Source organism: Azovibrio restrictus DSM 23866 (assembly GCF_000429665.1).
GTDB lineage: Bacteria > Pseudomonadota > Gammaproteobacteria > Burkholderiales > Rhodocyclaceae > Azovibrio > Azovibrio restrictus.
The window spans coordinates 25,401-51,607 of sequence record NZ_AUCH01000016.1; the positions used below are offsets into that span (position 1 = coordinate 25,401).

Sequence of the window (26,207 nt, forward strand, 5' to 3'; positions counted from 1 at the left end):
CATAGCCGGACCGAGGAGCAGACTGGATGGGTGTGCGTTTGCAGGCCTGGTGGATTTCATTGCGCGAATGGCTGGCGACCGGCTGGCCCCTGGTGCTGATCATCGCTCTGGGCTTCTGGGGCGCCCTGCAGTTCGTGGAGCCGGCGCCGCCCCGGCATCTGGTGCTCAGCACCGGCGGTGAGGATGGGGCTTACCACGCCTTCGCCAGGCGCTACCAGGAAATCCTCGCCCGGGACGGCATCACCCTGGAGCTGCGGCCTTCCAACGGCACCGGGGAAAACCTGGAGCGCCTGCAACGGGGCGAGGCCCAGGTGGGGTTCGTGCAGGGCGGCGTGCTGCCGGCCGCCGATCTGGAGGGGCTGTACACCATCGGCAGCGCCTTCTATGAGCCCATCTGGGTGTTCGTGCGCGGCCGGCGTCTGCCGGACCGGCTGACCCGCCTGGACGGCCGGCGCATCGCGGTGGGGCAGGAGGGCAGCGGTGTCCAGGCCCTGGCCCAGCAGCTGCTGGCCGCCAACGAGCTGGAGGGCGCCGGGCAGCGGCTGATCCCTCTGGGCGGGCTGAAGGCGGCGGAGGAACTGCAGCAGGGCCGCCTGGATGCCCTGTTCGTGATCGCCGCGCCGGAAGCCCCGGTGGTGCAGGTGCTGTTGCGCTCCCCGGGCATCCAGGTGATGAGCTTTTCCCAGGCCGAGGCCTACCGCCGCCAGTTTCCCTTCCTCTCCCGCCTGACCCTGCCGGAAGGGGGCGTGGATCTGGTGCGCAACACCCCCCGCAAGGACACCCAGCTCTTGGCCGCCACCGCCAACCTGGTGATCCGGGAGGACCTGCATCCGGCCCTGCAGACCCTGCTGCTGGCGGCCCTGCGAGAAGTCCATGGGGGCAGCGGCTTCTTCCAGAGCCGGGGGGAGTTCCCCGCCTACAAGGACAGCAGCTTTCCCCTGGCCCCCGTGGCCGAGCGCTTCTATGCCTCGGGGCCGCCTTTCCTGCAGCGCTACATGCCCTTCTGGCTGGCGGTGCTGGTGGATCGCTTCCTGGTCCTGGCCCTGCCCCTGTTCGCCCTGCTGTTTCCCCTGCTGCGGCTGGCCCCGGCCCTCTACTCCTGGCGCATCCGTTCGCGCATCTGCCGCCACTACGGGGAGCTCAAGTTTCTCGAAAGTGACATCCTCGCCCATTATGATGGCAGCCGGCCCCAGGGGGCGGAGGCCCCCGGAGCCTTCCGGAGCCGCCTGGATGCCATCGAGGCCGCCGCCAACCGCCTGTCCATCCCCGTGAGTTTTGCCGATCTGCTCTACACCCTGCGGGAACACATCAACCTGGTACGCAAGACCCTGGATCGCCACGAGCGGCAAGGCCAGGTCCTGCCGCCGCAACCTTGAACCGTCCAATGAAAGCCTTTCTCGTCGCCAATCCCAAGGGGGGCTCGGGTAAATCCACCCTGGCCACCAATCTGTCCGGCTACCTGGCCCGCCGGGGCCACGGGGTGATGCTGGGCGACATCGACCGGCAGCAGTCGGCCCGGGAGTGGCTGGCCCTGCGCCCCCGGGAGCTGCCCGCCATCGGCACCTGGGAAATCGGCCCGGATCAGATCGCCCGGCCGCCCAAGGGTACCAGCCACGTGGTGCTGGATACCCCGGCGGGGCTGCATGGCAAGGCCCTGGAAAAGATGCTGAAGATGAGCACCCGGGTGATCGTGCCGGTGCAGCCGGCCCTGTTCGACATGCTCGCCACCCGGCATTTTCTCGAGAACCTGCGGGAAGCCAAGGCCATCCGCAAGGGCCGCACCGACGTGGCGGTGATCGGCATGCGGGTGGACCCGCGCACCCGGGCCGCGGCGGAGCTGGAGCGTTTCCTGGCCACCTTCGAGCTGCCGGTACTGACCTACCTGCGCGATACCCAGAACTACGTCCAGGCCACCGCCCAGGGCCTGACCCTGTTCGACCTGCCGCCCTCCCGGGTGGAGCGGGACCGGGAGCAGTGGCAGCCCATCCTGGACTGGGTGGAGGCCGACGGGGAGTAGCCGCCCGGAGGTGCCGGGAGTCCCCTTCCGGCTTGGCAGGCCGGGGGCCGGTAGTTGATAATCAGCGTTTTCTTATAAGCCTAAAAACCTCACCACAGAGACACAAATACACAGAGAAGTTCAAAAAAACAATGGCTTGCATCATCTTCTGCGCTCACCTGGAAAGTGACCTGGCCTTCCAGGACAAGTCTTTGTTTTTCCTCGGCGTCTCTGTGCCTCTGTGGTTTAACTGAGGTTTTAAGGATAAAAAGAGGACGGCATGTCGGCAGATTCTGGCTCCCCCTATCCCTCCTTTGCGGAAATCAGCAGGAATTTTGCGCCCGGCTGGTTCGCCGCGGTGATGGGCACCGGGGTGCTCTCCCTCACCACCCTTTCCCTGTCCCGCCAGTGGCCGGTGCTGGAGTGCGCCGCGTTCGGGCTGCACCTGTTCAACCAGCTGCTGTTCCTGCTCCTGGCCGTGCCCTGGCTGACCCGCTGGCTGCGTTTCCCTCAGGCTGCCCTGGCCACCCTCAACCACCCGGTACAGGCCAGTTTCTACCCCACCTTCTCCATCGCCCTGCTGGTCCTGGCGGCCCAGGGGCTGGCCTTCGGGCATGACCTGGCGCTGGTGCTGGGCCTGTGGTGGACCGGGGCCCTGCTCACCTACCTGTTCAGCTTCGTCATCCTCTACCGGATGTTCCTGGGGGAGCATGTGGCCCTGGATCATGTGACCCCGGCCAAGTTCATTCCCGCCGTTGGTCTGGTGGTGATTCCCGTGGCCGGCGGCCCCCTGCTGGAACAGCTGCAGGGGCCCGCCCGGGAGCTGGCCCTGCTCGCCAATGTGCTGGGGTTGGGGGCGGGCAGCCTCATGTACCTGAGCCTCCTGGGCCTGATGATCTTCCGCAAGTATCTGCACAAACCGGCCCTGGGAGTCCTTACCCCCACGGTCTGGATTCAGCTGGCGCCCATCGGAGTGATTCCCGTGAGCCTGATGAACCTGCTGGCCCACTTTTCCCTGCCCGGGGCCATGGAAACGGCCCAGGTCCTGGCCCTGCTGCTCTGGGGCGCGGGCGTCTGGTGGCTGATCATGGCCCTGCTCATGACCCTGGCGGCCCGCAGCCGGGGCCAGCTGCCCTTTGCCCTCTCCTGGTGGGGTTTCATCTTTCCCCTGGGCGCCCTGGTGACCCTGTCCCTGCGTCTGGCCCAGGTTATGCCCCTGGCGGCGGCCTGGTGGGGCGGAGTGCTGGCCTGGGGCCTGATGCTGGGGCTGTGGGCGCTGACCCTGTTCAAGACCTTGCGCGGGGTGGTGAGCGGCGCCGTGTTCCGGCCTCACTGATGACCTCCTGAGGCCATCCCCCGGGCGGATGCCGTTGAGCGCATCCGCTCGGGCTCCGGTTGCGGCTGGCAGGCGCTAAAATAGCGCGCCTTCCATTCTCTCCCGATCCGATGCACGCAGGCCTTTCCACCATTGTTGTTGTGCTCTCATCGGGAGTGCTGGCCTTGATGCTGGCCCGCATGCTCAAGCTGCCTCCCCTGATCGGCTATCTGGCGGCGGGGATTGCCCTCGGCCCCTCGGGGCTGGCGGCCCTGCCTGATAATGCTTCCACCGCCACCCTGGCCGAGTACGGGGTGGTGTTCCTGATGTTTTCCATCGGTCTCGAATTCAGCCTGAAGCGCCTGCAGGCCATGCAGGGGCTGGTGTTCGGCATGGGCGGGGCGCAGATGCTGGTGACCGTGCTCGGGACCACGGTCCTGACCGTCTGGTATTTCCACAATCCCTGGCAGATCGGTGTGGCCACCGGGGCGGCCGTGGCCATGTCCTCCACCGCCATCGTGGCGCGCCTGCTTTCCGAACGGCTGGAACTCAACTCCCAGGCCGGGCGCCAGACCATGGGCGTGCTCCTGTTCCAGGACCTGGCCGTGGTGCCGCTGCTGCTGATCATCCCGGCCCTGGCTTCCTCCGCCGACGACCTGCTGCCTTCCCTCGCCAAGGCCCTGGCCCAGGCGGCTCTGGTGCTGGTGCTGCTGGTGGTGCTGGGGCAGCGTCTGATGGGACGCTGGCTGCGGGTGGTGGTGCGGCAGAAGTCGGAGGAGCTATTCATGCTCAACGTGCTGCTGGTGGTCATGGGCTTGTCCTGGGTCACGGCGGAGGCGGGCCTGTCCCTGGCCCTGGGGGCTTTCGTGGCCGGGGTGCTGATCGCCGAGACCGTGTACCGGCACCAGGTGGAGGCGGATATCCGCCCGTTCCGGGACGTGCTGCTGGGGCTGTTCTTCGTCACCATCGGCATGCAGCTGGATGTGGCCTACGTGCTGGGCAACCTGGGCCGGGTGCTGCTGGTGCTGTGCCTGCTGGTGGCGGCCAAGCTGCTGGTCATGGGCGGCATCTGCTGGCTGGCCGGCAACACCCGGGACATCGCCCTGCGCACCTCGGTGCAGCTGGCCCAGGCCGGCGAGTTCGGTTTCGTGCTGATCGGGGTCGGGGTCGGCAACCAGCTGATTCCCCATGACGTGCACCAGGTGACCACGGCGGCCATGCTGCTCTCCATGTTCCTGGCGCCCCTGGCCATCAACCGGGTGGGCAAGGTCAGGAAGGGCTTGTCCGAGGACGAGTTCTCCCGCCGGGCCCGGATGGTCCAGGACGTGGCCAGCCACAGCATGGAGTGCGAGCAGCACGTGGTGCTCTGCGGCTACGGCCGGGTGGGGCAGAACCTGGCCGGGTTGCTGGCCGCCGAGGGCATCGGGTTCGTGGCCCTGGATACGGACACCCACCGCCTGGAGGAGGCGGCCCGCCTGGGGCATAACGCGGTGTTCGGCGATGCGGACCGCAGGGAGGTGCTGCAGGCCGCCGGCCTGGGCCGGGCCCGTGCGGTGGTGGTGACCTTCGACAGCCTGCGGGCGGCGGAGCGGGTGCTGGCCCTGGTGCGGCACCTGCACCCCACCATGCCGGTGATCCTGCGGGCCCGGGACCAGGCGGATGCCGACCACCTGCGGGCCGAGGGGGCCTCGGCCGTGGTGCCGGAAGTCATCGAGGGCAGTTTTGTCCTGGCCCTGGAGACCCTGACCTGGCTGGGGGTCCCCGGGGACCGGGCCCTGGAGCGGATCCAGGCGGTGCGCCGCAAGAGCCGCTAGGGCCGGCCGCCGGGGCGGTCCGCCTTGTCGGCAGCTTTAGGGTAAAGTCCGGGCTGTTGCACAAAAACAGGGCCCCCGGAGTCGCTCCGGGCCGCCCCATAACTGGAGAGAGACCCCCATGCTGCCCCTGAGCCAGGAGCAGTACCGCCGCCGCCTGATCATGATGGCCGTGGTGGTGCTCGCCTACATGCTGTCCTTCTTTCAACGCTTTGCCCCGGCCGGCGTGGCCCAGGATCTGGCGGCGGCCTTTCATACTTCCGCCGCCTCCCTGGGGGTGCTGGCCGCCACCTATTTCTACGTCTACACCCTGATGCAGATTCCCACGGGCATCCTCGCCGATACCCTGGGGCCCCGCCGCATCCTCCTGCTCGGCGGTCTCGTGGGCGGGGCCGGCAGCCTGCTGTTCGGGCTGGCGCCCAGCCTGGACGTAGCCCTGGCCGGGCGCACCCTGATCGGTCTCGGGGTTTCGGTCACCTTCATCGCCATGCTGAAGCTGATTGCCGTCTGGTACGAGGAACACCGTTTCGCCACCATGACCGGCCTGGCCCTGCTGTTGGGCAACCTGGGCTCGGTACTGGCCGGCGCTCCCCTGGCGGGCACCGCCCAGGCCCTGGGCTGGCGTCAGGTCTTCCTTGGCGTCGGCCTGCTGTCCTTAGTGCTGGGGCTGGCGTGCTGGCTGCTGGTTAGGGACCGACCCCAGGTTTCCGGGGCGCCCGCCCCGGCCCATCGGTTCGATCGCACCGTGGTGCTCCAGGGCATGGGGCGCATCCTCAGGAACCGGGCGACCTGGCCGGTGGTGCTGGTCAATACCGGCATCTCGGGGAGCTTCTTCACCTTCGGCGGCCTCTGGGCCGTGCCCTTCCTGATGCAGGCCCATGGCTATTCCCGGGCCGATGCCTCGTCCCACCTGTCCCTGCTGTTCATGGGCTTTGCCCTCGGCAGCGTCCTGCTCGGCAACCTGTCCGACCGGCTGCGGCGGCGCAAGCCGGTGCTGATCCTGGTCTCCCACCTGTACGCCGCCATCTGGCTGCTGTGGCTGTCCGGCGTCAGCCTGACGCCGCCCCTGTCCTACGGGCTGTTCGCCCTGATGGGGCTGGCCACTTCCAGCTTCACCCTGACCTGGGCCTGCGCCAAGGAGGTGAATCCGCCCCTGCTCTCGGGCATGTCCACTTCCGTGGCCAACATGGGCGGGTTTGCGGCGGCGGCGGTGTTGCAGCCCCTGGTGGGGGTGGTCATGGACCTGAGCTGGGACGGCCGCACCGAGGGGGCGGTACGCCTCTACAGCCTGGCCGACTTCCAGTGGGGTTTTGCCCTCCTGGCCGGCATCGCTTTCCTGGGCGCCCTGGCTTCCTGGCGGGTACGCGAGACCGGCTGCCGCAACATCTGGCAGGGGGAAGGCTGAGTCTCAGGCGGGCTTGCGGCAGCGGCTGTCCTTGAAGGGGCCGCCCATCTTCTGCCAGCCTTCGCCCAGGGGCGTCTGGGAGCAGACCCGGCTGCCGTCCACCTTGCTCATCCACAGGTAGTAGGGGGCCGGAGCCGCCAGGGCCTGGGTGCTGCCCAGGATCAGGAGGAAAATGACGGGGATCAGATGGCGCATGGGGGGGGCTCCCTTCGTGGGTACGGCAGCAAGTGTAGCGCTCCCCGGACCAGGGGCGGAGCGACGGCCGGCAAGAAAATGTAAGCAATCGGCTTTGTGGATGTATGGCGATGTTGTTACACTTCAAACCCCTGCTCAGAGTTATGACGATGCCAAACAACCTGCTTGCCAGCCTGTTTCTGCTCGGAGCCCTGATGACCGCAACGCCGGCCTGGAGCCAGATTTTCCGTTGCGTCGATGATGAGGGGCACGTGACCTATTCCAACGTGGCCGCCAGCAAGAATTGCAAACGCATGCAGCTGGAGCCCGCCAATTCCGCCTCGGCGCCGGCCAAGACCACCGGCCGCACCCCGGGGGCTGCGGCCAATCCCACCCCGGTGGATTTCCCCAAGGTCAGCGGTGATGCCCAGAAAGCCAGGGACAATGACCGGCGCGCCATCCTGACCCAGGAGCTGGCCAATGAACAGAAGGCCCTGGAGCAGGCCAAGAAGGAGCTGGCCGAACAGGAGGCCGTGCGTCTCGGGGACGAGCGCAATTACCAGAAGCTGCTGGACCGGCTGCAACCCTACAAGGACAAGGTGGCCCTGCACGAGCGCAACATCCAGGCCATCAACAAGGAACTTGCCAACCTCAAGTAGTGCCCGGTTCGTGGCCGGGTGCGGAACTTGCTTTTCGCGGCCATGACCAAAACCTACACCCCTTTCAGCGGCCTGGACCATCTGGCTTCCGCCGTGGTCCTCATGGATGCGGAGCGCCAGGTCCGCTACGCCAACAGCGCCGCCGAGAATCTCCTGGCCGTCACCGGCCGCTCCCTGATCGGCCGCGCCCTGGACCAGGTGATGCGCTACAGTGCCACCCTCCAGTCGGCCCTGGACAACGCCATCGCCAACAACTGGAGCTACACGGGCCAGAACGTGGAGATCCGCCGGGGTAATGACGAGGTGCTGCACCTGAACTGCACCGTGACCCCCGTGCACTGCGAGGACGCGCCGGAAATCCGCATGCTCATGGAGCTGCAGCCCATAGACCAGCAGCTGAAGGCGAGCCGGGAAGAGCGGCTGATCGAGCAGCAGCAGGCCAGCCGGGAGCTGATCCGCAATCTGGCCCACGAGATCAAGAATCCCCTGGGAGGCATCCGCGGTGCTGCCCAGCTCCTGGAGCACGAGCTCAACAATCCCTCCCTGCAGGAATACACCCAGGTCATCATCAAGGAGGCCGACCGGCTGCAGGATCTCATGCAGCGCCTGCTCTCGCCCCACCGGGCGTCCATGCAGCCCTATCCGGTCAGCATCCACGAGGTCCTGGAGCGGGTGCGCAGCCTGCTGCTGCTGGAATACCCGGACGGCCTCAGCATCCGCCGCGACTACGACACCAGCCTGCCCGACCTGGTGGGGGACCGGGAGCAGCTGATCCAGGTGTTCCTCAACATCGCCCGCAACGCCGCCCAGGCCATGGAAGGCAAGGGAGAAATCATCTTCCAGACCCGCTCGGCCCGCCAGGTGACCCTGGTCAAGCGCCGGTTCCGCCTGGCCATCGACATCGCCATCATCGACAACGGCCCGGGGATACCCGACGACTTCAAGGAACGCATGTTCTATCCCCTGGTGTCGGGGCGCCCCGAAGGCACCGGCCTGGGCCTGACCCTGGCCCAGAGTTTCGTGCAGCAGCACCAGGGCACCATAGAATGCGATAGCCGCCCCGGGCGGACCTGCTTCCTGATCCGCCTGCCCATGGAGCGGGCCTGAACCTTGCTTTGAGCTGCCCATGAAACCAATCTGGATCATCGACGACGACCGCTCCATCCGCTGGGTCCTGGAAAAGACCCTGACGCGGGAGGGCATTCCCTTCAAGAGCTTCGCTTCCGCCAGCGAGGCCCTGCAGGCCCTGGAGGACGAGGAACCGCCCCAGGCCCTGCTTTCTGACATCCGCATGCCCGGGGCCTCCGGCCTGGACCTGCTGAAGCGGGTCAAGGAGCGCCATCCCCAGGTGCCGGTGATCATCATGACCGCCTATTCGGACCTGGAAAGCGCCGTGGCGGCCTTTCAGGGCGGCGCCTTCGAATACCTGCCCAAGCCCTTCGACGTGGATCAGGCCATAGAACTGATCCGGCGGGCCATCGACGAAAGCATGCACCAGAGTGGTGCGGTGGAGGAGGTGGGGCTGACCCCGGAAATCCTCGGCCAGGCGCCCGCCATGCAGGAGGTGTTCCGGGCCATCGGCCGGCTCTCCCAGTCCCATGCCACGGTGCTGATCACCGGGGAATCCGGCTCCGGCAAGGAGCTGGTGGCCCGCGCCCTGCACCGGCACAGTCCCCGGAAGGATGCGCCCTTCGTGGCCATCAACACGGCGGCCATTCCCAAGGATCTGCTCGAATCGGAGCTGTTCGGCCATGAGCGGGGCGCCTTCACCGGGGCCCAGACCCAGCGCCGGGGCCGCTTCGAGCAGGCGGACGGGGGCACCCTGTTCCTGGACGAAATCGGCGACATGCCGGCGGAACTCCAGACCCGCCTGCTGCGGGTGCTCTCCGATGGGCACTTCTACCGGGTGGGCGGTCATGCCCCGATCAAGGCCAACGTGCGGGTCATCGCCGCCACCCACCAGAACCTGGAGGACCGGGTCAAGGACGGGTTGTTCCGGGAGGACCTGTTCCACCGTCTGAACGTGATCCGCATCCGGCTGCCAGCCCTGCGGGAGCGGCGCGAGGACATCCCTCTGCTGACCAAGCACTTCCTGCAGAAGAGCGCCCAGGAGCTGGGGGTGGAATCCAAGCGCCTGTCCGAGTCCGCCCTCAAGTACCTGGCCGGGCTGGAATTCAGCGGCAACGTGCGGCAACTGGAGAATCTCTGCCACTGGATCACGGTCATGGCCCCGGGCCAGCAGGTGGAGATCGCCGATCTGCCGCCGGAGCTGCGCGAGGCGCCGGTGCAGGTCACGGCTGCCAACTGGGAGGGAGCCCTGGCCCAGGAAGTGGACCGGCTGCTGGCGGCCTCCACCCCGGATCTCCACGAGCGCCTGGTGCAGGCCTTCGAGCGGACCCTGATCAACCGGGCCCTGGCCCACACCGGGGGGCGCCGGATCGAGGCGGCCCAGGCCCTTTCCATCGGGCGCAACACCATCACCCGCAAGATCCAGGAACTGGGCCTGGAGGGCGGCCGGGATTCCTGAGGGGCGGCTGGCCCCCATCCTGCCGGGCGGTGATAATGGCGGCTTTCATCAGCCGCCTTTTTCATGCCCCTGATCGACCTTACCCTGCTGCGCCAGGCCCTGGGCCCCATGGCCGGCCGCTTCGACGTGGATGCCGTAGACAGCTGCGACTCCACCAACGCCCGCCTGCTGGAGCGGGCCGCCGCCGGCGCCCCTTCCGGCTCCGTGCTGGTGGCCGACCGGCAGAGCGCCGGCCGGGGGCGGCGCGGCCGGCCCTGGGTCTCCAGCCCCGAGGACAGCCTGACCTTTTCCCTGCTCTGGCGCTGGAGCGCCGACCCGGCCCGGCTGGCCGGCCTGTCCCTGGCCGTGGGGCTGGCCCTGGCCCGGGCCCTGGAGTCCCTGGGGGCCAGGGGGCTGGGGCTGAAGTGGCCCAACGATCTGCTTTTCCGGGGGGCGGCGGGAGACGCCAAGCTGGCAGGCATCCTGGTGGAACTGGCGGCGGACCGGCGAGGCATGCAGGTGGTGATCGGCATCGGCCTCAACCTGCGGGCGCCCCAGGTAAGCGAACAGATCGTGGCGGGCCTGGCCGACTGCTGCCCGGCGCTGCCCGAGCGGCATCAGCTGCTGGCTGCCCTGCTGGCGGAACTGGCCCAGACCCTGGAGCTGTTCGCCCGGGAGGGCTTCTTGCCCCTGCGTTCGGACTGGCAGGCCCGCCACCTCTGGCAGGATCAAGCCGTCTGCCTGCTGGAGGCGGGGCAGCTCCTGGCCCAGGGCCTGTGCCGGGGCGTGGATGCGGAAGGGGCCTTGCTCCTGGAGACCGCCGCCGGTCAGCAGCGCTTTCTCGCCGGAGACCTGAGCCTGCGCCCTGGGGCGCAGCCATGATCCTCTGCTTTGATGGGGGCAATAGCCGCCTCAAGTGGGGGCTGGCCGATGCCTCGGGCTGGCTGGAACAGGGGGCCCTGGAGTGGCAGGAGCTGGCCGCCCTGCCGGCCCGGCTGGCGGCCTGGGGCCGGCCTGAGCGGGCCTTGCTGGCCAGCGTCGCCGGACCCGAGGCCGAAGCGGCTCTGCAAGCGCTGCTGCCCGGGCTGGACCTGGAGCCGGTGCGCAGTACCGGGGCGGCGGCGGGGGTGCGCAACAGCTATCTGCAGCCCGGGACCCTGGGTGTGGACCGCTGGTGTGCCCTGATCGGGGCCCGCTCCCTGGAGTCCCGGCCCTGCCTGGTGGTCAGCGCCGGCACGGCCACCACCATCGACAGCCTGGACGGGGAGGGCGTGTTTCTCGGCGGCCTGATCCTGCCCGGGCTGGACATGATGCAGGCCGCCCTGGCCCGGGGCACGGCCCGGCTGCCCCTGGCCGCGGGCCGGCACCAGGTCCATCCCCGGGAAACCGGCGATGCCATCCGCAGCGGCTGCCTGGAGGCCCAGGCCGGTGCCGTGGAGCGGGCTTACCGGCGCCTGCCCGGGGCCGCCAGCTGTTTCCTGGCCGGGGGCGCCGGGCCGGCCCTGGCGCCGCTGCTGTCCCTGCCCCTGCGTTCCGAACCCTATCTGGTTCTGGAGGGGGTGCGGCAGCTGGCCTCGTCTGCACCGTGATGGTGCGTTCCCTGGTGTTTTGTGCACGCCATTGGTGCGCTCCCGGTCAGTGTGTGCACTTGCCTTGGCCCCCCCGATGCTTTTCGGTTAACTTATCGCCTTTTCCGCCAAACATTTCCTGAATCATGATTCCCCTGCGCACCTATCTGAACCCGGATGAAATGCCCACCCACTGGTACAACGTGGTGGCCGACATGAAGAACCCGCCGGCCCCGCCCCTGGGACCCGACGGACAGCCCATGGGGCCGGAACAGATGGGCGCCATCTTCCCCATGAACATCCTGGAACAGGAGATGAGCAGCCAGCGCTGGATCGAGATTCCCGAGGAGGTGCGGCAGATTTACGCCCTCTGGCGTCCCGCTCCCCTGTGCCGGGCCCTGCGCCTGGAGCAGGCCCTGGGCACCACAGCCAAGATCTTCTACAAGTACGAGGGGGTTTCCCCGGCCGGCTCCCACAAGCCCAACTCCGCCGTGCCCCAGGCCTTCTACAACAAGGAGGCCGGCACCAAGAAGCTGACCACCGAAACCGGGGCCGGCCAGTGGGGCTCCTCCATCGCCTTCGCCGGGCAGATGTTCGGCCTGCCGGTGCGGGTGTTCATGGTCAAGGTGAGCTATGAGCAGAAACCCTTCCGCCGCTCCATGATGCAGACCTGGGGCGCCGAGGTCTTTGCCAGCCCCACCAACCTCACCGAAGCCGGCCGCAAGGCCCTGGCCGCCGATCCCGAGTGCCAGGGCTCCCTGGGCCTGGCCATCTCCGAGGCCGTGGAAGAGGCCGCCGCCGACAAGGAAACCTGCTACACCCTGGGCTCGGTGCTCAACCACGTGCTCCTGCACCAGACCATCATCGGCCTGGAAGCCAAGAAGCAGTTCGACAAGCTGGGCCTCTACCCGGACGTGGTGGTGGGCCCCTGCGGCGGCGGCTCCTCCTTCGGCGGCATTGCCTTCCCCTTCCTGGCCGACAAGGCGGCCGGCGACAAGCGAGCCAACAATCTGCGCTGCGTCGCGGTGGAACCCACCTCCTGCCCGACCTTGACCCAGGGCGCCTACGCCTACGACTTCGGCGACGCTTCCGGTTATACACCGCTGATGAAGATGTTCACCCTGGGTCATGACTTCATGCCCCCGGGCATCCACGCCGGTGGCCTGCGCTACCATGGCGCCAGCCCCCTGGTTTCCCAGCTCACCCACGAGGGCCTGGTGGAGCCCCTGGCCGTGCCGCAGCTGGCCACCTTCGAAGCCGGGGTCCAGTTCGCCCGGGCCGAGGGCATCATCCCCGCCCCCGAGTCCTGCCACGCCATCCGGGCTGCCATCGACGAGGCCCTGAAAGCCAAGGTGACCGGCGAGGAAAAGGTGATCCTGTTCAGTCTCACCGGCCACGGCCACTTCGACATGGCTTCCTACGACAAATTCTTCGCCGGCAAGCTGGAAGACTTCGCCTACCCGGCCGAAGCCATTGCCGATTCCCTCAAGCACCTGCCCCAGGTGGGCTGAAAGCGCTGAACCATGCGGGCCCTGGTGTTCCTCCTGATCCTCGCCAATCTGCTGTTCTTTGCCTATGCCGGTGGCTACTTCGGGACCGGGGCCTCGCCGGATGCCCTGCGCGGGCAGCAGCAGATCAACCCCGAGCGCCTGCAGCTCCTGGCCCGGGCCGGGGAAGCGGTGCCGGCTCCTGCTCCTGCACCCTCGCCGGTTGCACCGCCCGAGCCTGTCCCTGAGCCTGCTGCCGCCCCCGGCGCGCCGGCCCCGGAGAGCAAACCTGCGGAAGCCCGGCCGGCGGAGGTGAAGCCGGAACCGGCGCCGCCCAAGGAAAGCGACAAGCCGCCGGTGCCGGACAAGGTGGTCAAGGGGTCCCGCTGCATCCTGATCAGCGGCCTGCAGATCGATGCGGTGGAAACCCTGGTGGCCCAGGCGGAGGCGGCCAAGCTCAAGGCCAGCCGGCGCAGCGAAGGCAGCTGGTGGGTGTTCATCCCGCCCCAGGGGGACAAGAAGGGCGCGGACAAGAAGGCCGGGGAGCTGCAGCGCCTGGGGGTGAAGGAGTTCTTTGTCGTCACCGAAGGGGCCCAGCAGTTCGCCATTTCCCTGGGGGTGTTCTCCCGGGAAGAAGCCGCCCAGAAACGCCTGGAGCAGCTGCAGTCCCAGGGGGTGCGCAGCGCCCGGGTCGGGCCACGCCAGGCAGAAGGCGCCCGGCAGCTGCTGGAAGTCCGGGGTGATGCCGGGGCCCTGGCCACCCTGCGCCAGGGCTTGCCGGCAGGCTCCGGCAGCAAGGACTGTCAGTGAGCTTTCTGGTCGGGCTGACCGGCGGCATCGGCAGCGGCAAGAGTACGGTGGCCGAGGCCTTCGTGGCCCTGGGGGCGGGCCTGGTCGATACCGATGCCCTGGCCCGGCAGCTGACCGGGGCCGGCGGCTTGGCCCTGGCGCCGCTCCAGGCGGTCTTCGGGCCGGACATCGTCGGCCCGGACGGGGCCCTGGACCGGAGCGCCATGCGCCAGCGGGTGTTTGCGGACGAGACGGCCCGTCGGCAGCTGGAAGCCATCCTGCATCCCCTGATCCGGGCCGAGGCGGCCGCCCGGGTGGCCGCCAGCGCCGCTCCCTACGTGCTCCTGGATGTGCCGCTTCTGGTGGAGACCGGGGTACAGGCCTATGGGCTGGACCGGGTGCTGGTGGTGGATTGTCCCGAGCCCCTGCAGGTGGAGCGGGTCATGGCGCGTAGCGGCTTGTCCGCCCCGGAGGTGCAGGCGGTGATGGCAGCCCAGGCCAGCCGGGCGGCGCGTCTGGCGGTGGCGGATGATGTGCTCGACAACAGCGGTTCGCCCGACAGCCTGGGGCCGGCCGTGGCCCGGCTGCATCAGGCGTATCTGCAAATGGCGGCCCGCAAGGCCGCCAGCCCGATTTGTGGGTAAAAAACTGATTCGGCTTAAAGTATTAAGTTGAGATTTGTTGCTAACTGATTCAGAATAATCGAAATTCACCAGAATGGCGGCGGCGTGATCACCTACGAATATCCCTTCAATGAGCGCATACGCACCCTGCTGCGCCTGGAGGACCTCTTCGAAAAGGTAGCCTACTTCTCCAAGTCGGATGGTCCGGCGGAGAACCACGTCGCCCTCGTCACCCTGTTCGAAATCCTGGATGTGGCCGGTCGGGCCGATCTGAAGATGGACATGATCCAGGAGCTGGAACGGCAACGCCAGACCCTGCTGGGCTTTCGCAACAATCCCGATATTTCCGAAGCGGCCCTGTCCGGCGCCCTCTACGAGATCGAGCAGGCCTCCGCCGCCCTGCTGGCCCTGAGCGGCAAGTTCGGCCAGACCCTGCGGGACAATGACTGGCTCATGGGCATCAAGAGCCGGGTGGCCATTCCCGGCGGCGTGTGCGAATTCGACCTGCCCTCCTACCACTACTGGCTGCACCAGTCCGAGCAGTTCCGCAGCGACTCCCTGGCTTCCTGGTCCAAGTCCATGCTGCCCGTGCGCGACGCCCTGACCATCATCCTGCGCCTGCTGCGCTCCAGCGGCCGGGTGGAGCGGCTCAACGCCGTGCATGGCCAGTTCCAGCGCATGCTGGGCGGCACCGCCGCCCAGATGGTGCGCATCTCCCTGGCCCCCAGCGAGCAGGCGGTGCCCGAGGTGAGCGCCAACCGCTACGCCCTCAACATCCGCTTCACCCACCCCCCGGAAATGGACATCAAGGCCAAGGGCTGCGATCGGGATGTGGGCTTTGAACTGACCTTCTGCAACCTGTGACCCAGCTTGTTTACCGTCAGGTGCCCTGTCCCCAGTGCGGCACCCTGTCCGAATGGCGCCCGGAAAATCCCTGGCGCCCCTTCTGTTCCGAGCGCTGCAAGCTCATCGACCTGGGCTGCTGGGCAAGTGAGTCCTACAAGGTGCCGGTAGAGGAGCAGGACGCCGGTATCGATCCCGACGCCCTCCCGCCCCGGGGCTGATCTCCCGCCGCTTCACCAGTCCCGCAGGCAGGCGATGCCATGGGCGCCCTGTGCCTGGGCCAGCTCCAGGGTGGCCTGGCTTTGCCCGCCCAGGGCGAATACGGGCAGGGTGGAGGTTTCCAGCAGCCGGGCGAACTGCTCCCAGCCCATGCCCTTGCTTTCCGGATGGCTGGCGGTGGGCAGCACCGGCCCTAGAAGGGCGTAATCCAGTCCCAGTCGTTCGCTCAGGAGCAGGTCTTCCCGGTGGTGGCAGGAGGCCCCCACCCAGGGCAGGTCGGGGCGGTCGGTGCAGGTGGCCAGGGCCCGGGAGGTGAGATGCACCCCCTGGGCGCCCACCTGCCGGGCCAGGGTGATGCCGCTGCCGCTGCCATCTTCGCTGACCAGCACCAGGGCGCCCTGGGGGGCGGCCAGGGCCATGACGGCTGTTGCCAGTTCCCGACGCCGGGCCGGTTCCAGTTGCCGGTCGCGCAGCTGCACCAGGCGCAGGCCACCGGCCAGGGCCCGTTGCAGCCGTTCCAGTTCGGCCTCGATGCCGATGTTTTCCGCCCGGGTGATGCCCATGCGGCAGGGCAGGGAAAGGGCCTTCAGGATGGGGGCGTTGGCGGGCAGCATGGGCTCTACCTGGTTCGGGCCGCCCAGGGGCTGCCAGGCCACGGCGCTGTGTTCCAGGGGCGCGGTGATGCCCACTTCCCCTTCCCAGTCGGTGACCCGCCAGAAATGGATGTGCACGTGCGCATGGGGATAGACGAAGTGCCGGTGCAGCCAGGGGCTGGCCCGGGTCACGGTGATCCCCAGTTCTTCCTGGAGTTCCCGCACCAGGGCTTGACGCACGGTTTCCCCTGGCTCCACCTTGCCGCCGGGAAATTCCCAGTAGCCTGCATAGACCTTGCCTTCCGGGCGGCAGGCGAGCATGAACTCGCGGCCGTCCCGGCTCAGCATCACGGCGGCCGCCACCTGGACGATGGCGGTCTCGCTCACGGCCGCACCCCGGCCCGGCCGGCGTAGTCCCGGGCGAACTGCCAGGCTACCCGGCCGCTGCGGGAGCCCCGGCCCAGGGCCCAGTTCAGGGCTTCCCGCTCGGCGGCGGCGATGGCCTTTTTGGAAAAGCCGTAGGACTTGAGCCAGTGGGCGACGATGTGGAGGTAGCTGTCCTGGTCGAAGGGGTAGAAGGATATCCACAGGCCGAAGCGTTCCGACAGGGAGATCTTTTCCTCTATGGCTTCGCCAGGGTGAATTTCCCCATCCACCCGGGTGGTCTCCAGGTTTTCCGAGAAATATTCGGGCATCAGGTGGCGCCGATTGGAGGTGGCGTAGATCAGCACGTTGTCCGGCGGCGCGGCGACGGAGCCGTCCAGCACCGATTTCAGGGCCTTGTAGGCGTTCTCGCCGGATTCGAAGGAGAGGTCATCGCAGAAGATCAGGAATTTCTCCGGCCGGCCGGCCACCTGGTCCACGATTTCGGCCAGGTCGGTGAGATCGTCCTTGTCCACCTCGATCAGGCGCAGGCCCTGGGCCGCGTATTCGTTCAGCACCGCCTTCACCAGGGAGGACTTGCCCGAGCCCCGGGTGCCCGTGAGCAGCACGTTGTTGGCCGGCTGACCCGCCACGAACTGGCGGGTGTTGGCGGTGATCCGCTCCTTCTGGTCGTCGATGTCGGCCAGGTCGGCGAGCCGGATCGGGTGCACCTGCTGCACCGGAATCAGGTGGCCGTAGCCCTGCTGGCGGCGCCAGCGGCAGGCCAGGGTATGCTGCCAGTCAGGAGTGGGGCAGGGGGGCGGCAGCCGGGATTCGAGGCGGGTGAGGACCGATTCGGCGCGGTCAAGCAGACGTTCCAGTTGGGCGGGGTCGAACATGGCTAAGGTTATACTTGTGGGCGAAGCCTCGAATCTAGCCAAAGCCATGCAAAAAAGCCAATCCAGCGCCACCCGCCTGCTCCGCAGTTCCTCCCGTTTCTCCATCCCGCTGCTGGCGGGCCTGTTGCTGCTGGGGGGGTGTGCCGGTTCCATGCCCTGGGAAGGGCCTCAGGGGCAGGAGCCCGGCACCGGGACCGGGGAGAGCCGGGCGGCTTGTCCGGTCTGTCCCGCCTGTCCGCCGGCTCCGGTCTGCCCGGCCCCGACCCAGCCGGTGGTGGAGGTGCCGCCCCGGCTGGAGGCCGGCAGCTGGGCCGATCTGCCCGGATGGCAGCAGGACAATCTCGGGGCGGCCTGGGGGGCCTTCCTGGAATCCTGCCGGGGCATCGCCGGCAAGCCCCACGCCCCGGCCTGGGCCGGGGTCTGCAGCCAGGCGAAGGCCGTGGATGGCCAGGATAACGAGGCGGTCCGGCGCTTCTTCGAAACCCGCCTCTCTCCCTATGCGGTGGTGGAGGGGGATGGGCGCCGGGAGGGCATGGTCACCGGCTACTACGAACCCCTGATCCTGGGCAGCCGGCGCAAGGATGCCGCCAATGCCACCCCGGTACTGGGGGTGCCCCAGGACATGCTGACCATAGAGCTGGGCGAGGTCTATCCCGACCTCAAGCACCGGCGCCTGCGCGGGCGCCTGGAGGGCAACAAGGTCCTGCCCTACTGGAGCCGCGCCGAAATCGATGCCCGCCTGGGGGGGCGCTGGCCGGGCAAGACCCTGCTCTGGGTCCAGGACCCGGTGGAATTCTTCTTCCTCCAGGTCCAGGGCTCCGGCCGGGTGCAGCTGCCGGACGGCAGCCGGGTGCGCATCGGTTACGCGGACCAGAACGGCCATCCCTACCAGTCCATCGGCCGGCTGCTGGTGGAGCGGGGCGCCCTGAAGCTGGAAGAAGCCTCCATGCAGGGCATCCAGGCCTGGGCCCGGGCCAACCCGGGGCAGTTGCAGGCGCTGCTGAACAGCAACCCCAGCTATGTATTCTTCCGGGAGCTGCCCAACACCGAGGGCGGCCCCATCGGCGCCCTGGGCGTGCCCCTCACCCCGGAGCGCAGCATCGCCATCGATCCCCGCCATATCCCGCTGGGGGCGCCCGTCTGGCTCGCCACCACCCGGCCCAACAGCAACCAGCCCCTGAACCGGCTGATGCTGGCCCAGGACACCGGCGGGGCCATCAAGGGCGGGGTGCGGGCCGACTTCTTCTGGGGCTTCGGCAAGGAGGCCGGGGAGCAGGCGGGGCGCATGAAGCAGCGGGGCCGCATGTGGGTGTTGCTGCCCCCCGAGGCTGCACCAAAATAAGCCTCTGGCGCCATGGTGGTGCAAAACGCACCGCCATGGTTCGGTATTTCGGGGTGGCGCACTGTGCTGGTGCGGATTGCGTTGGGGTTTTTGCTTTCCATCCTTGAAAACAAAGGATTTTTTGCACTGGAATGGTGCTTGCTTTGCCGGGCTACCCGATTTTTCTGGAAGCCTCATGGAAAACACTCATACCAGCCACGATGTCCTGTTCATCCTCCTGGGCGCCATCATGGTATTGGCCATGCACGCCGGCTTTGCCTTTCTCGAGGTGGGCACGGTGCGCAAGAAGAACCAGGTCAATGCCCTGGTGAAGATCCTCACCGATTTTGCCGTATCCACCATCGCCTATTTCTTCGTCGGTTACGGCATCGCCTACGGCGTCCATTTCTTCACCGGCGCCGACACCCTGCTGGCCCGCAATGGCTACGACCTGACCAAGTTCTTCTTCCTGCTCACCTTTGCCGCGGCTATTCCCGCCATCATTTCCGGCGGCATCGCCGAGCGGGCCCGCTTCCATCCCCAGCTGGCCGCCACCTTCCTGATCGTGGGCTTCGTCTATCCCTTCTTCGAGGGCATCGCCTGGAACCAGGCCCTGGGCGTGCAGGCCTGGCTCAAGGCCACCTTCGGCGCCGAGTTCCATGATTTCGCCGGCTCCGTGGTGGTGCACGCCATGGGGGGCTGGATCGCCCTGCCCGCCGTGCTCCTCCTGGGAGCCCGGCACGGACGCTACTCCAAGAGCGGCGCCATTGCGGCTCATCCCCCATCCTCCATCCCCTTCCTGGCCCTGGGCGCCTGGATCCTGACCGTGGGCTGGTTCGGCTTCAACGTCATGTCGGCCCAGACCCTGCAGAACATCTCCGGCCTGGTGGCTCTCAACTCCCTGATGGCCATGGTGGGCGGCACCCTGGCAGCCCTGGTCCTGGGCAAGAACGACCCGGGTTTCGTGCATAACGGCCCCCTGGCCGGCCTGGTGGCCGTTTGCGCCGGCTCGGACCTGATGCACCCCCTGGGCGCCCTGGTGGTGGGACTGGTGGCGGGCGCCCTGTTCGTGCAGCTGTTCACTCTGGCCCAGAACCGCTGGAAGATCGACGATGTGCTGGGCGTCTGGCCCCTGCACGGCCTGTGCGGCGCCTGGGGCGGCATTGCCGCCGGCCTGTTCGGCAGCCAGGCCCTGGGCGGCGTGGGCGGCGTTTCCCTGGCTTCGCAGCTGGTGATGACCCTGCTGGCCATCGGCATCGCCCTGACTGGCGGCGGCGCCGTCTACGGCATGCTGAAACTGGCCGTGGGCCTGCGCCTGAGCCAGGAAGAGGAATACGAAGGCGCCGACCTGAGCATCCACCGCATCACGGCCACGCCGGAGCGGGAGCCCAACTGGTAAGTGCTTGATCGAACTGAATGAAGTCAGTCGGACAAAGTTGAAAAAACGGCCCCGCCTTGTGCGGGGCTTGTTTTGTGGGAAAGTTGATGCGGATGGATGGCGCTGGAAACACTCGCCGAAGTTGGCGACAATCCCAACGTCAGTCTGCCCGGTCGCAGCCTGACACGCACGCCTGCCAGACCGGAAACGAAGACCCGCCAACCCATTCTGCTGATGCTTCTTACATCACGCCACGGGGCACGATCATTTTGCGAACTCTTGTAAATCAAAAAGCATGCGCTCTGGCTTTTTGTTCCGCCTGTTAGCCCATAACGCGCCGTGGATATCACCACCGACACGCTCTGCCATGCTGAAGCAGCTATCCGAGACATCTTGTATCTCTACGTGGATATGATTGAGTCCTACGGTGGGTTTGGGCACAACCTTGATGCCGGAACGTTTGCCCCCTTGGAATTCATAGATTCCGAGGTGGTTTGCCCAGAGGGCCACACCTTCGCGCTTAACGAAGATCTGCTTCATGCTGGCTCCGCGATCGCCATCCTCTGTTCCATTTCTGACTGCCTGGACGAGTTGGATACCGTGAGCTTGGAGTGGCCCTTGATCGCCAGAGCCAAGGAAGCGTTTGCTGAAGGGCGCTTTCGTCACCTGCCGGTAATTCATGAAGCATTTCGCTTGGCGTTCGGCGGAAACGAAAGCGTCTTCAGGATTCAACTGCTCAAGGTCTATCAACATCATGTGCTGGCATATTTCTCAAAGCTCGTCGAGGGCTCGCCTGCTTATATGGCTTCTCTCGAAGAGCAGGGAAACTGATCGGTAGTTCTTCCTGGCCGGCAATGCCTGCAGCCACGTATCCATCTGTCGCGGGTTCTGGCTGACTCCGTCCCAAAACAGAAGCGCCCCCGGAAAATCGGGGGCGCTTCTGTTTTGCTGCTGCCCGGTCTGCCGGGCGTTTTTCCGGGCTTCAGTCGCTGGCCAGTTCGCCGCCTATCATGCTGCCCAGCACGGCTCCGGCTGCGGTGGCGGCGATGCGGCCGTTGCCCTGGCCGAAGCGGCTGCCAACCACGCCTCCGGCCACGGCGCCCAGGACCTGGCCGGTGCTGGGGCTCATGTCGCGCCGGTAGCGGGGCTGCGGAGCGTCCCGGTAATAGCGGGGTTGGGGTTCGTAGTAGTCGGGGCGGTCCTGATAGACGACGCGGTCCCGGTAAACCACTACCGGTTCCTGGTAGACCACCCGGGGTGCCGTGTAGACCGGGCGTTCCACGACCACGTACTGGACCCGGTTGTCGTAATGGTGATGCCGGTGGTGGGGGGGGTAATCCCGGTCATGGTGCCAGCGGCCATCAGCCAGGGCGGCGCTGCTGAAGCAGACGCCAAGAAGCAGGGAAGCGGTAAGCGACAGTTTCATGATCAGTCCATCCTCAGCAGGTTGATAGGGACTTAACGTGTCAGCTTTGCGCCCTGCTGACACGGGGCTTAAAAAAATCCCCGCCATGTCGGGGGCGGGGATTGAATCTCGAAGGGGGGTTCGAGAGGAGGGGGTAACGCAATGACTGTAATGTACGGTCCGGCGTCCCTCCGTGTCTGTCAGGCTTCGTTGCGGGTTTGTAACGGAGTGTATAAGCAAGGACTCATGGGAGGGGCAGGGCAATCTTGTCCACCACCCGGCGCAGCACGAAGCTGGAATGCACCCCGGTGACGCCGGGAATGCGGGTGATCCGGTTGAGCAGCAGTTCCTGGTAGCCGTCCATGTCCCGCACCACCGCCTTGAGCTGGTAATCGGCGTCCTGGCCGGTGATCAGCAGGCATTCGATGATTTCCGGGATGTCCTGAATCTCCTTCTCGAAATTCTCGAAGCGTTCCGGCGTATGCCGGTCCATGGAGATGTGGATCAGGGCCATTAGGCTGAGGCCCAGCTTGCGGGGGTCCAGCTGGGCCCGGTAGGCGAGGATCAGGCCGGCTTCTTCCAGGGCTCGTACCCGGCGCAGGCAGGGGGAGGGGGAAAGGCCGATGCGTTCGGCCAGGTCCTGGTTGCTGATCCGGCCGTCCTGCTGCAGCAGGGTGAGGATGGCCCGGTCGTAGCGGTCGAGTTGCATGATCTGTCTCGGTTCTGATGGCGTTGGCAGTATATTTTGTATTCCTGTTTGTTAGCGAAATATTCTGCCAATAAGTGTGTTTTTTCGGGTCGATAACGCAAGCAAATGCCGGTCCTTTTTCCTTAAGATTCTCCCATCGAAACCGCCTTGTGGAGCCCCCCATGTTGTCCCAGCCCGAACGCAAGTACGCCCCCTTTCCTCCCGTGCCCCTTCAGGACCGCCAGTGGCCGGGGCGCACCATCACCCATGCTCCCGTCTGGATGAGCACCGATCTGCGCGATGGCAACCAGTCCCTGTTCGAGCCCATGAACGGGGAGAAGAAGATGCGCATGTTCCACATGCTCTGCGACATGGGCTTCAAGGAGATCGAGGTGGCCTTTCCCTCCGCCTCCCAGACCGACTTCGATTTCGTGCGCCAGCTCATTGAAGAGAAGCACATTCCCGGAGACGTGACCATCGAGGTGCTCACCCAGGCCCGGGAGCACCTGATCCGTCGCACCTTCGAGTCCATCCAGGGTGCCCGGCGGGCCATCGTGCATGTCTATAACGCCACTTCGGCGCCGTTCCGGGAGATCGTGTTCGGCATGAGCAAGGCGGAAGTGGTGGACATGGCGGTGGGGGCCGTGCGCCTCATCCGGGAACTCGCCGAGGCCATGCCGGAGACCGAGGTGGTGCTTGAATACAGCCCGGAGACCTTCACGGCTACCGAGCTCGATTTCGCCCTGGAAGTGTGCGATGCCGTCACGGCGGCCTGGGGCGCCACCCCGGAGCGCCGGGTGATCCTCAACCTCCCCACCACGGTGGAGGTGGCGACCCCCAATGTGTATGCCGACCAGATCGAGTGGATGCACCGCCATCTGGCCCGCCGGGACAGCATCATCCTCAGCCTCCATCCCCACAACGACCGGGGTACCGCCGTGGCGGCCGCCGAGTTGGGGCTCATGGCCGGCGCCGACCGGGTCGAGGGCTGCCTGTTCGGCAATGGCGAGCGCACCGGCAATGTGGATCTCGTCACCCTGGCCCTCAACATGTACACCCAGGGGGTGAATCCCGGCCTCGATTTTTCCGATATCAACGCCGTGGCCCGCACGGCGGAAGATTGCACCCAGTTGCCCATCCATCCGCGCCATCCGTACGTGGGGGATCTCGTGTTCACGGCCTTCTCCGGCTCCCACCAGGACGCCATCAGGAAGGGGTTCGCGGCTCAAAAGGCCGCCAGCGACCAGGGGGTGAATGTCTGGAATGTGCCTTACCTGCCCATCGATCCGGCCGATGTGGGGCGCAGCTACGATTCGGTGATCCGGGTCAACAGCCAGTCGGGCAAGGGGGGCATCGCCTATCTGCTGGAGTCCGAGTATGGGGTGGTGATGCCGCGCCGCCTGCAGGTGGAGTTTTCCAGCGTGGTCCAGGCCCACACGGATAGCCACGGCGGGGAAATGAGTGCGGCCGACATCTGGACCCTCTTTTCCCGAACTTATCTCGACAGCGCGGCCCCGGTCCGTTACCGGGAGCATCACCTGTTCGAGCACGGGGGCGCCCAGGGCATCCGGCTTTCCGTGGAAATCGACGGCCAGCCTCATCTGCTCAGCGGGGAAGGCAACGGGCCCATAGACGCGGCCGTGCATGCCCTCCAGGGGGGCGGCTTCCGGGTCCAGGTGCGCAGTTTCGAGGAGCGGGCCATGGGCCCCAGCGGCGAGGCGGGCGAGGCCCGGGCCTGCGCCTTCATGGAAGTGGCCGGGGGCGGCGGTGAATGCTACGGGGTGGGGATGGACGGCAATATCGTCACGGCCTCCATCAAGGCCCTGATCAGCGGCATCAACCGCCAGCGCCAGGTTCAGGTACGGCAGGTGGCAGCCTGATCGTTACAGCGTCAAAACAAGAAGGGCGGCCCTCGGGGCCGCCCTTCTTGTTTGCTGCGATGCCGGCTTACTTGATGCTGTTGAGCTTCTGCTCGATCTTGGCGATGGGCAGGGCACCGGGAACCCGGTCACCATCGGCGAAGAAGATGGTGGGGGTGCCGGTGATGCGCAGCTTCTGGCCGAATTCCTGGTTGTTGATGATGGCTGTGGTGTCGCAGTCATCCTTGCCGGTGGGGGCCTTGCCGTCCACCATCCAGTCGTTCCAGGCCTTGGCCTTGTCGGCGGCACACCAGATCTGGCGGGATTTCTTGATGGAATCCTCGGACAGGATGGGGTACAGGAAGGTGTAGATGGTGACGTTGTCCAGCTTCGACAGATCCTTGGCCAGACGCTTGCAATAGCCGCAGTTGGGGTCCTCGAAGGTGGCCAGTACCCGCTTGCCGTTGCCCTTCACCTGCTTGATGGCCTGGTTCAGGGGCAGGTCGGAGAACTTGATGGCGTTGAGCTTCTTCATCCGTTCTTCGGTGACGCTGGTCATGGTCTTGGTGTCGATCAGGTTGCCCGCCACGATGGCGCTGACCTTCTCGTCCGTGTAGATGATCTGGCCATCGAAGTAGACCTCGTAGAGGCCCAGGTAGCCGGACTTGCTGACGCTGGTGACGCTGACGCCGAGCTTGGATTCCACCGCCTTCTTGACGCTGGCCTCCTGGGCCAGGACGGGCAGGGCGAAGCTGGCCGCCAGGGCCAGGGTGAGCAGTTTCTTGTACATGAATTCTCCTGAGAGCGTTGGGGATCAGAGGGCGCCCAGGGCGTAGCGCACCAGCACGCTTTTCATGGGGCCGAGGTTGTTGGTGAGGGTCAGGCCCAGGTTCCTGAGCGGGGCGAGACCGGGAGGGGAGGCCCGGAACAGCCGCCGCAGGGTGTCCGTGGTGGTCTGCATGAGCACGGTTTCCTCCCGGCGGGCCCGCTGGTAGCGCTGCAGGAAGCGTTCTTCGCCGATGTCCTGCCAGGGACCGGCGGCCCCCAGCATTTCCGCCAGCACCCGGGCATCCTGGAAGCCCAGGTTGATGCCGTGGCCGGACAGGGGGTGAATGCCGTGGCCCGCGTCGCCCACCAGGGCCAGCCGGGGACTGACGGTGCGGGGCACTCGGATCAGGCGCAGGGGAAAGGCGGCGGCGGGGGTGATGGTCTCCAGCCGGCCGAGCACGTGCTGGCCGGCGGCGGCTACCTGTTCCGCCAGGGCTTCCGGAGGCAGGGCGCAGAGGGCGTCCGCGTGGGCGTCCGGCGTGGACCAGACGATGGACATGCGCTGGCCGGGCAGGGGCAGGTAGGCCAGCACCCCATCGTCCCGGAACCACTGCCAGGCAATGCCCCGGTGCGGTTTCTCGGTGGCGAAGTTGGCCACCAGGCCCTTCTCGTTATAGGGGGTGGTGATGGCTTCCAGGCCTGCCTGACGGCGCACCCAGGAATCCCTCCCGTCCGCGCCCACGAGCAGGCGGCCGGACAGGAGCTGGCCATCTTCCAGGGTGAGCAGGGCCGCGTCGTGGCGGATTTCCAGAGCCGCAGGGCGGGCCGGGCAGAAGCGGGTGACGTTGGCCTGGCGCTTGATGCCTTCCCAGAGCTCGCAGGCCATGAGGGAGGACTCCAGAATCCAGCCCAGTTCACCGACTCCGGTTTCATAGGCGGAAAAATTCAGCCGTCCGCCCTGGTCCCCGTGTACTTCCATGGCGCTGATGGGGGCCATGCGCTGCCGGTCCAGATGCTCCCAGGCCCCGATCCGGGCGAGGAAATCCGCGTTGGCGGGGCTGATGGCGTAGATGCGGGCGTCCCAGCCCTGGGGACGGCTGGGGGCCTGGCCTTCCACCAGGGCGATCCGCAGGCGGCTTTCCCGCAGGGCGGCGGCGAGACTGGCGCCGGCCAGGCCGCCACCGACAATGATGAGGTCAAATTGCTGCATGGCGGGGGATTGTGCCCCCGGGGGCGGGAAAGGGCAAGGCAGCCCTCAATCGTCCTCGCCCATGTCCCGGCGCGGCACGGTGGCCGGGTCGGCGATGATGGGGCGGTAGATTTCCACCCGGTCTCCGGGCTTCAGGGGGGCATCGAGCTTGGCCAGCTTGCCGAAGATGCCCACCTTCTGGGCCTCCAGGTCGATGTGGGGAAACTGCTTGAGGATGCCGGAACGATCAATGGCTTCCCGCACCGTGGTGGTCTCGGGCACTTCGATGTTGAGCCAGATTTGCTGGTTGGGCTCGGAATAGGCGACGCCGATCTGCATGGTCTTCTCC

Annotated in this window: 28 protein-coding genes; 19 read left to right on the forward strand and 9 right to left on the reverse strand. The window is 66.9% G+C overall.

What is annotated here, in order from left to right; translation table 11 throughout:
• Positions 1 to 26: 26 nt before the first annotated feature.
• The 5 genes from G474_RS20820 to G474_RS0113660 all read left to right on the forward strand — a co-directional run bounded on the left by G474_RS20820 (position 27) and on the right by G474_RS0113660 (position 6,527).
• Positions 27 to 1,376: a TAXI family TRAP transporter solute-binding subunit gene (locus tag G474_RS20820; protein WP_043464486.1), complete on the forward strand. Its 1,350-nt coding sequence runs from the start codon at positions 27 to 29 to the stop codon at positions 1,374 to 1,376.
• An 8-nt stretch (positions 1,377 to 1,384) separates the two neighbouring features.
• Positions 1,385 to 2,017 carry a ParA family protein gene (locus G474_RS0113640; RefSeq protein ID WP_026687469.1) on the forward strand — a complete coding sequence of 211 codons (633 nt, stop codon included), beginning with the start codon at positions 1,385 to 1,387 and terminating at the stop codon, positions 2,015 to 2,017.
• Between the two features lie 259 nt (positions 2,018 to 2,276).
• Complete coding sequence (locus G474_RS0113650; protein ID WP_026687470.1) at positions 2,277 to 3,332, forward strand: TDT family transporter; 1,056 nt, start codon at positions 2,277 to 2,279, stop codon at positions 3,330 to 3,332.
• A gap of 167 nt (positions 3,333 to 3,499) precedes the next feature.
• Complete coding sequence (locus G474_RS20825; RefSeq protein WP_051282285.1) at positions 3,500 to 5,125, forward strand: cation:proton antiporter; 1,626 nt, start codon at positions 3,500 to 3,502, stop codon at positions 5,123 to 5,125.
• Positions 5,126 to 5,243: 118 nt separating this feature from the next.
• The gene (locus G474_RS0113660; protein ID WP_026687471.1) at positions 5,244 to 6,527 is read left to right on the forward strand and encodes an MFS transporter; all 1,284 of its coding nucleotides are present in this window, start codon (positions 5,244 to 5,246) and stop codon (positions 6,525 to 6,527) included.
• A gap of 3 nt (positions 6,528 to 6,530) precedes the next feature.
• Here the strand turns inward: G474_RS0113660 and G474_RS0113665 are convergent, their stop codons facing one another.
• Positions 6,531 to 6,722: a hypothetical protein gene (locus G474_RS0113665; protein WP_026687472.1), complete on the reverse strand. Its 192-nt coding sequence runs from the start codon at positions 6,720 to 6,722 to the stop codon at positions 6,531 to 6,533.
• Positions 6,723 to 6,916: 194 nt separating this feature from the next.
• On the opposite strand from G474_RS0113665, the gene G474_RS0113670 reads away from it, so the two are divergent.
• The 10 genes from G474_RS0113670 to G474_RS0113715 all read left to right on the forward strand — a co-directional run bounded on the left by G474_RS0113670 (position 6,917) and on the right by G474_RS0113715 (position 15,397).
• Positions 6,917 to 7,360 carry a DUF4124 domain-containing protein gene (locus tag G474_RS0113670; RefSeq protein WP_245589369.1) on the forward strand — a complete coding sequence of 148 codons (444 nt, stop codon included), beginning with the start codon at positions 6,917 to 6,919 and terminating at the stop codon, positions 7,358 to 7,360.
• Between the two features lie 42 nt (positions 7,361 to 7,402).
• Positions 7,403 to 8,467 carry a nitrogen regulation protein NR(II) gene (gene glnL, locus G474_RS0113675; RefSeq protein ID WP_026687474.1) on the forward strand — a complete coding sequence of 355 codons (1,065 nt, stop codon included), beginning with the start codon at positions 7,403 to 7,405 and terminating at the stop codon, positions 8,465 to 8,467.
• Between the two features lie 19 nt (positions 8,468 to 8,486).
• Entirely contained in the window at positions 8,487 to 9,887 is a 1,401-nt protein-coding gene (gene ntrC / locus G474_RS0113680) for a nitrogen regulation protein NR(I) (protein ID WP_026687475.1), read from the forward strand.
• Positions 9,888 to 9,950: 63 nt separating this feature from the next.
• Positions 9,951 to 10,748, forward strand: coding sequence for a biotin--[acetyl-CoA-carboxylase] ligase (locus tag G474_RS0113685; protein WP_051282286.1), 798 nt, complete (start codon positions 9,951 to 9,953; stop codon positions 10,746 to 10,748).
• On the forward strand, positions 10,745 to 11,455 hold the full coding sequence (locus G474_RS0113690) for a type III pantothenate kinase (protein ID WP_026687477.1): 711 nt from the start codon (positions 10,745 to 10,747) through the stop codon (positions 11,453 to 11,455). The genes G474_RS0113685 and G474_RS0113690 overlap by 4 nt, the downstream gene beginning before the upstream one ends.
• A 125-nt stretch (positions 11,456 to 11,580) precedes the next feature.
• Positions 11,581 to 12,945 carry a TrpB-like pyridoxal phosphate-dependent enzyme gene (locus G474_RS0113695; protein ID WP_026687478.1) on the forward strand — a complete coding sequence of 455 codons (1,365 nt, stop codon included), beginning with the start codon at positions 11,581 to 11,583 and terminating at the stop codon, positions 12,943 to 12,945.
• A 12-nt stretch (positions 12,946 to 12,957) separates the two neighbouring features.
• Positions 12,958 to 13,731 (forward strand): SPOR domain-containing protein, encoded by a 774-nt coding sequence (locus G474_RS0113700; RefSeq protein WP_026687479.1) that lies wholly within the window; start codon positions 12,958 to 12,960, stop codon positions 13,729 to 13,731.
• Positions 13,728 to 14,354, forward strand: coding sequence for a dephospho-CoA kinase (coaE, locus tag G474_RS0113705; protein ID WP_026687480.1), 627 nt, complete (start codon positions 13,728 to 13,730; stop codon positions 14,352 to 14,354). The genes G474_RS0113700 and coaE overlap by 4 nt, the downstream gene beginning before the upstream one ends.
• Positions 14,355 to 14,438: 84 nt before the next feature.
• Positions 14,439 to 15,197, forward strand: coding sequence for a cell division protein ZapD (gene zapD / locus G474_RS0113710; RefSeq protein WP_026687481.1), 759 nt, complete (start codon positions 14,439 to 14,441; stop codon positions 15,195 to 15,197).
• Entirely contained in the window at positions 15,194 to 15,397 is a 204-nt protein-coding gene (locus tag G474_RS0113715) for a DNA gyrase inhibitor YacG (protein ID WP_026687482.1), read from the forward strand. Before zapD ends, G474_RS0113715 begins: the two co-directional genes overlap by 4 nt.
• Before the next feature lie 12 nt (positions 15,398 to 15,409).
• Here the strand turns inward: G474_RS0113715 and G474_RS0113720 are convergent, their stop codons facing one another.
• A complete protein-coding gene (locus G474_RS0113720) occupies positions 15,410 to 16,375 on the reverse strand; it encodes a Nudix family hydrolase (RefSeq protein WP_026687483.1) in 966 nt (321 codons plus the stop codon).
• Positions 16,372 to 17,250 (reverse strand): ATP-binding protein, encoded by an 879-nt coding sequence (locus G474_RS0113725; RefSeq protein WP_026687484.1) that lies wholly within the window; start codon positions 17,248 to 17,250, stop codon positions 16,372 to 16,374. The genes G474_RS0113720 and G474_RS0113725 overlap by 4 nt, the downstream gene beginning before the upstream one ends.
• A 46-nt stretch (positions 17,251 to 17,296) precedes the next feature.
• Between G474_RS0113725 and mltA the strand changes: the two genes are divergently transcribed.
• Positions 17,297 to 18,592 (forward strand): murein transglycosylase A, encoded by a 1,296-nt coding sequence (gene mltA / locus G474_RS0113730; protein ID WP_051282287.1) that lies wholly within the window; start codon positions 17,297 to 17,299, stop codon positions 18,590 to 18,592.
• Between the two features lie 175 nt (positions 18,593 to 18,767).
• On the forward strand, positions 18,768 to 19,970 hold the full coding sequence (locus G474_RS0113735; RefSeq protein WP_026687486.1) for an ammonium transporter: 1,203 nt from the start codon (positions 18,768 to 18,770) through the stop codon (positions 19,968 to 19,970).
• Between the two features lie 243 nt (positions 19,971 to 20,213).
• On the opposite strand, the gene G474_RS23475 is transcribed toward G474_RS0113735, so the two are convergent.
• Positions 20,214 to 20,489 carry a hypothetical protein gene (locus G474_RS23475; RefSeq protein WP_156919266.1) on the reverse strand — a complete coding sequence of 92 codons (276 nt, stop codon included), beginning with the start codon at positions 20,487 to 20,489 and terminating at the stop codon, positions 20,214 to 20,216.
• Between the two features lie 78 nt (positions 20,490 to 20,567).
• Between G474_RS23475 and G474_RS23480 the strand changes: the two genes are divergently transcribed.
• Positions 20,568 to 20,780, forward strand: coding sequence for a hypothetical protein (locus G474_RS23480; RefSeq protein ID WP_156919267.1), 213 nt, complete (start codon positions 20,568 to 20,570; stop codon positions 20,778 to 20,780).
• A 151-nt stretch (positions 20,781 to 20,931) separates the two neighbouring features.
• On the opposite strand, the gene G474_RS0113745 is transcribed toward G474_RS23480, so the two are convergent.
• Both G474_RS0113745 and G474_RS0113750 read right to left on the reverse strand, forming a co-directional pair.
• Positions 20,932 to 21,375: a glycine zipper 2TM domain-containing protein gene (locus G474_RS0113745; RefSeq protein WP_026687488.1), complete on the reverse strand. Its 444-nt coding sequence runs from the start codon at positions 21,373 to 21,375 to the stop codon at positions 20,932 to 20,934.
• Positions 21,376 to 21,598: 223 nt separating this feature from the next.
• Positions 21,599 to 22,063: an Lrp/AsnC family transcriptional regulator gene (locus G474_RS0113750; RefSeq protein WP_026687489.1), complete on the reverse strand. Its 465-nt coding sequence runs from the start codon at positions 22,061 to 22,063 to the stop codon at positions 21,599 to 21,601.
• A gap of 161 nt (positions 22,064 to 22,224) precedes the next feature.
• Between G474_RS0113750 and leuA the strand changes: the two genes are divergently transcribed.
• Entirely contained in the window at positions 22,225 to 23,922 is a 1,698-nt protein-coding gene (gene leuA, locus G474_RS0113755; RefSeq protein ID WP_026687490.1) for a 2-isopropylmalate synthase, read from the forward strand.
• A gap of 67 nt (positions 23,923 to 23,989) precedes the next feature.
• Here leuA and G474_RS0113760 read toward each other — a convergent pair whose 3' ends face one another.
• From G474_RS0113760 to G474_RS0113770, 3 genes are read right to left on the reverse strand one after another with little or no spacing between them, the layout of a single operon-like run.
• Entirely contained in the window at positions 23,990 to 24,691 is a 702-nt protein-coding gene (locus G474_RS0113760) for a DsbC family protein (RefSeq protein WP_026687491.1), read from the reverse strand.
• A gap of 24 nt (positions 24,692 to 24,715) precedes the next feature.
• Positions 24,716 to 25,879 (reverse strand): UbiH/UbiF family hydroxylase, encoded by a 1,164-nt coding sequence (locus G474_RS0113765; RefSeq protein WP_026687492.1) that lies wholly within the window; start codon positions 25,877 to 25,879, stop codon positions 24,716 to 24,718.
• 45 nt (positions 25,880 to 25,924) lie between these two features.
• Positions 25,925 to 26,197, reverse strand: a complete 273-nt coding sequence (locus G474_RS0113770; protein WP_026687493.1) for an RnfH family protein — start codon at positions 26,195 to 26,197, stop codon at positions 25,925 to 25,927.
• Between the last annotated feature and the right edge of the window lie 10 nt (positions 26,198 to 26,207).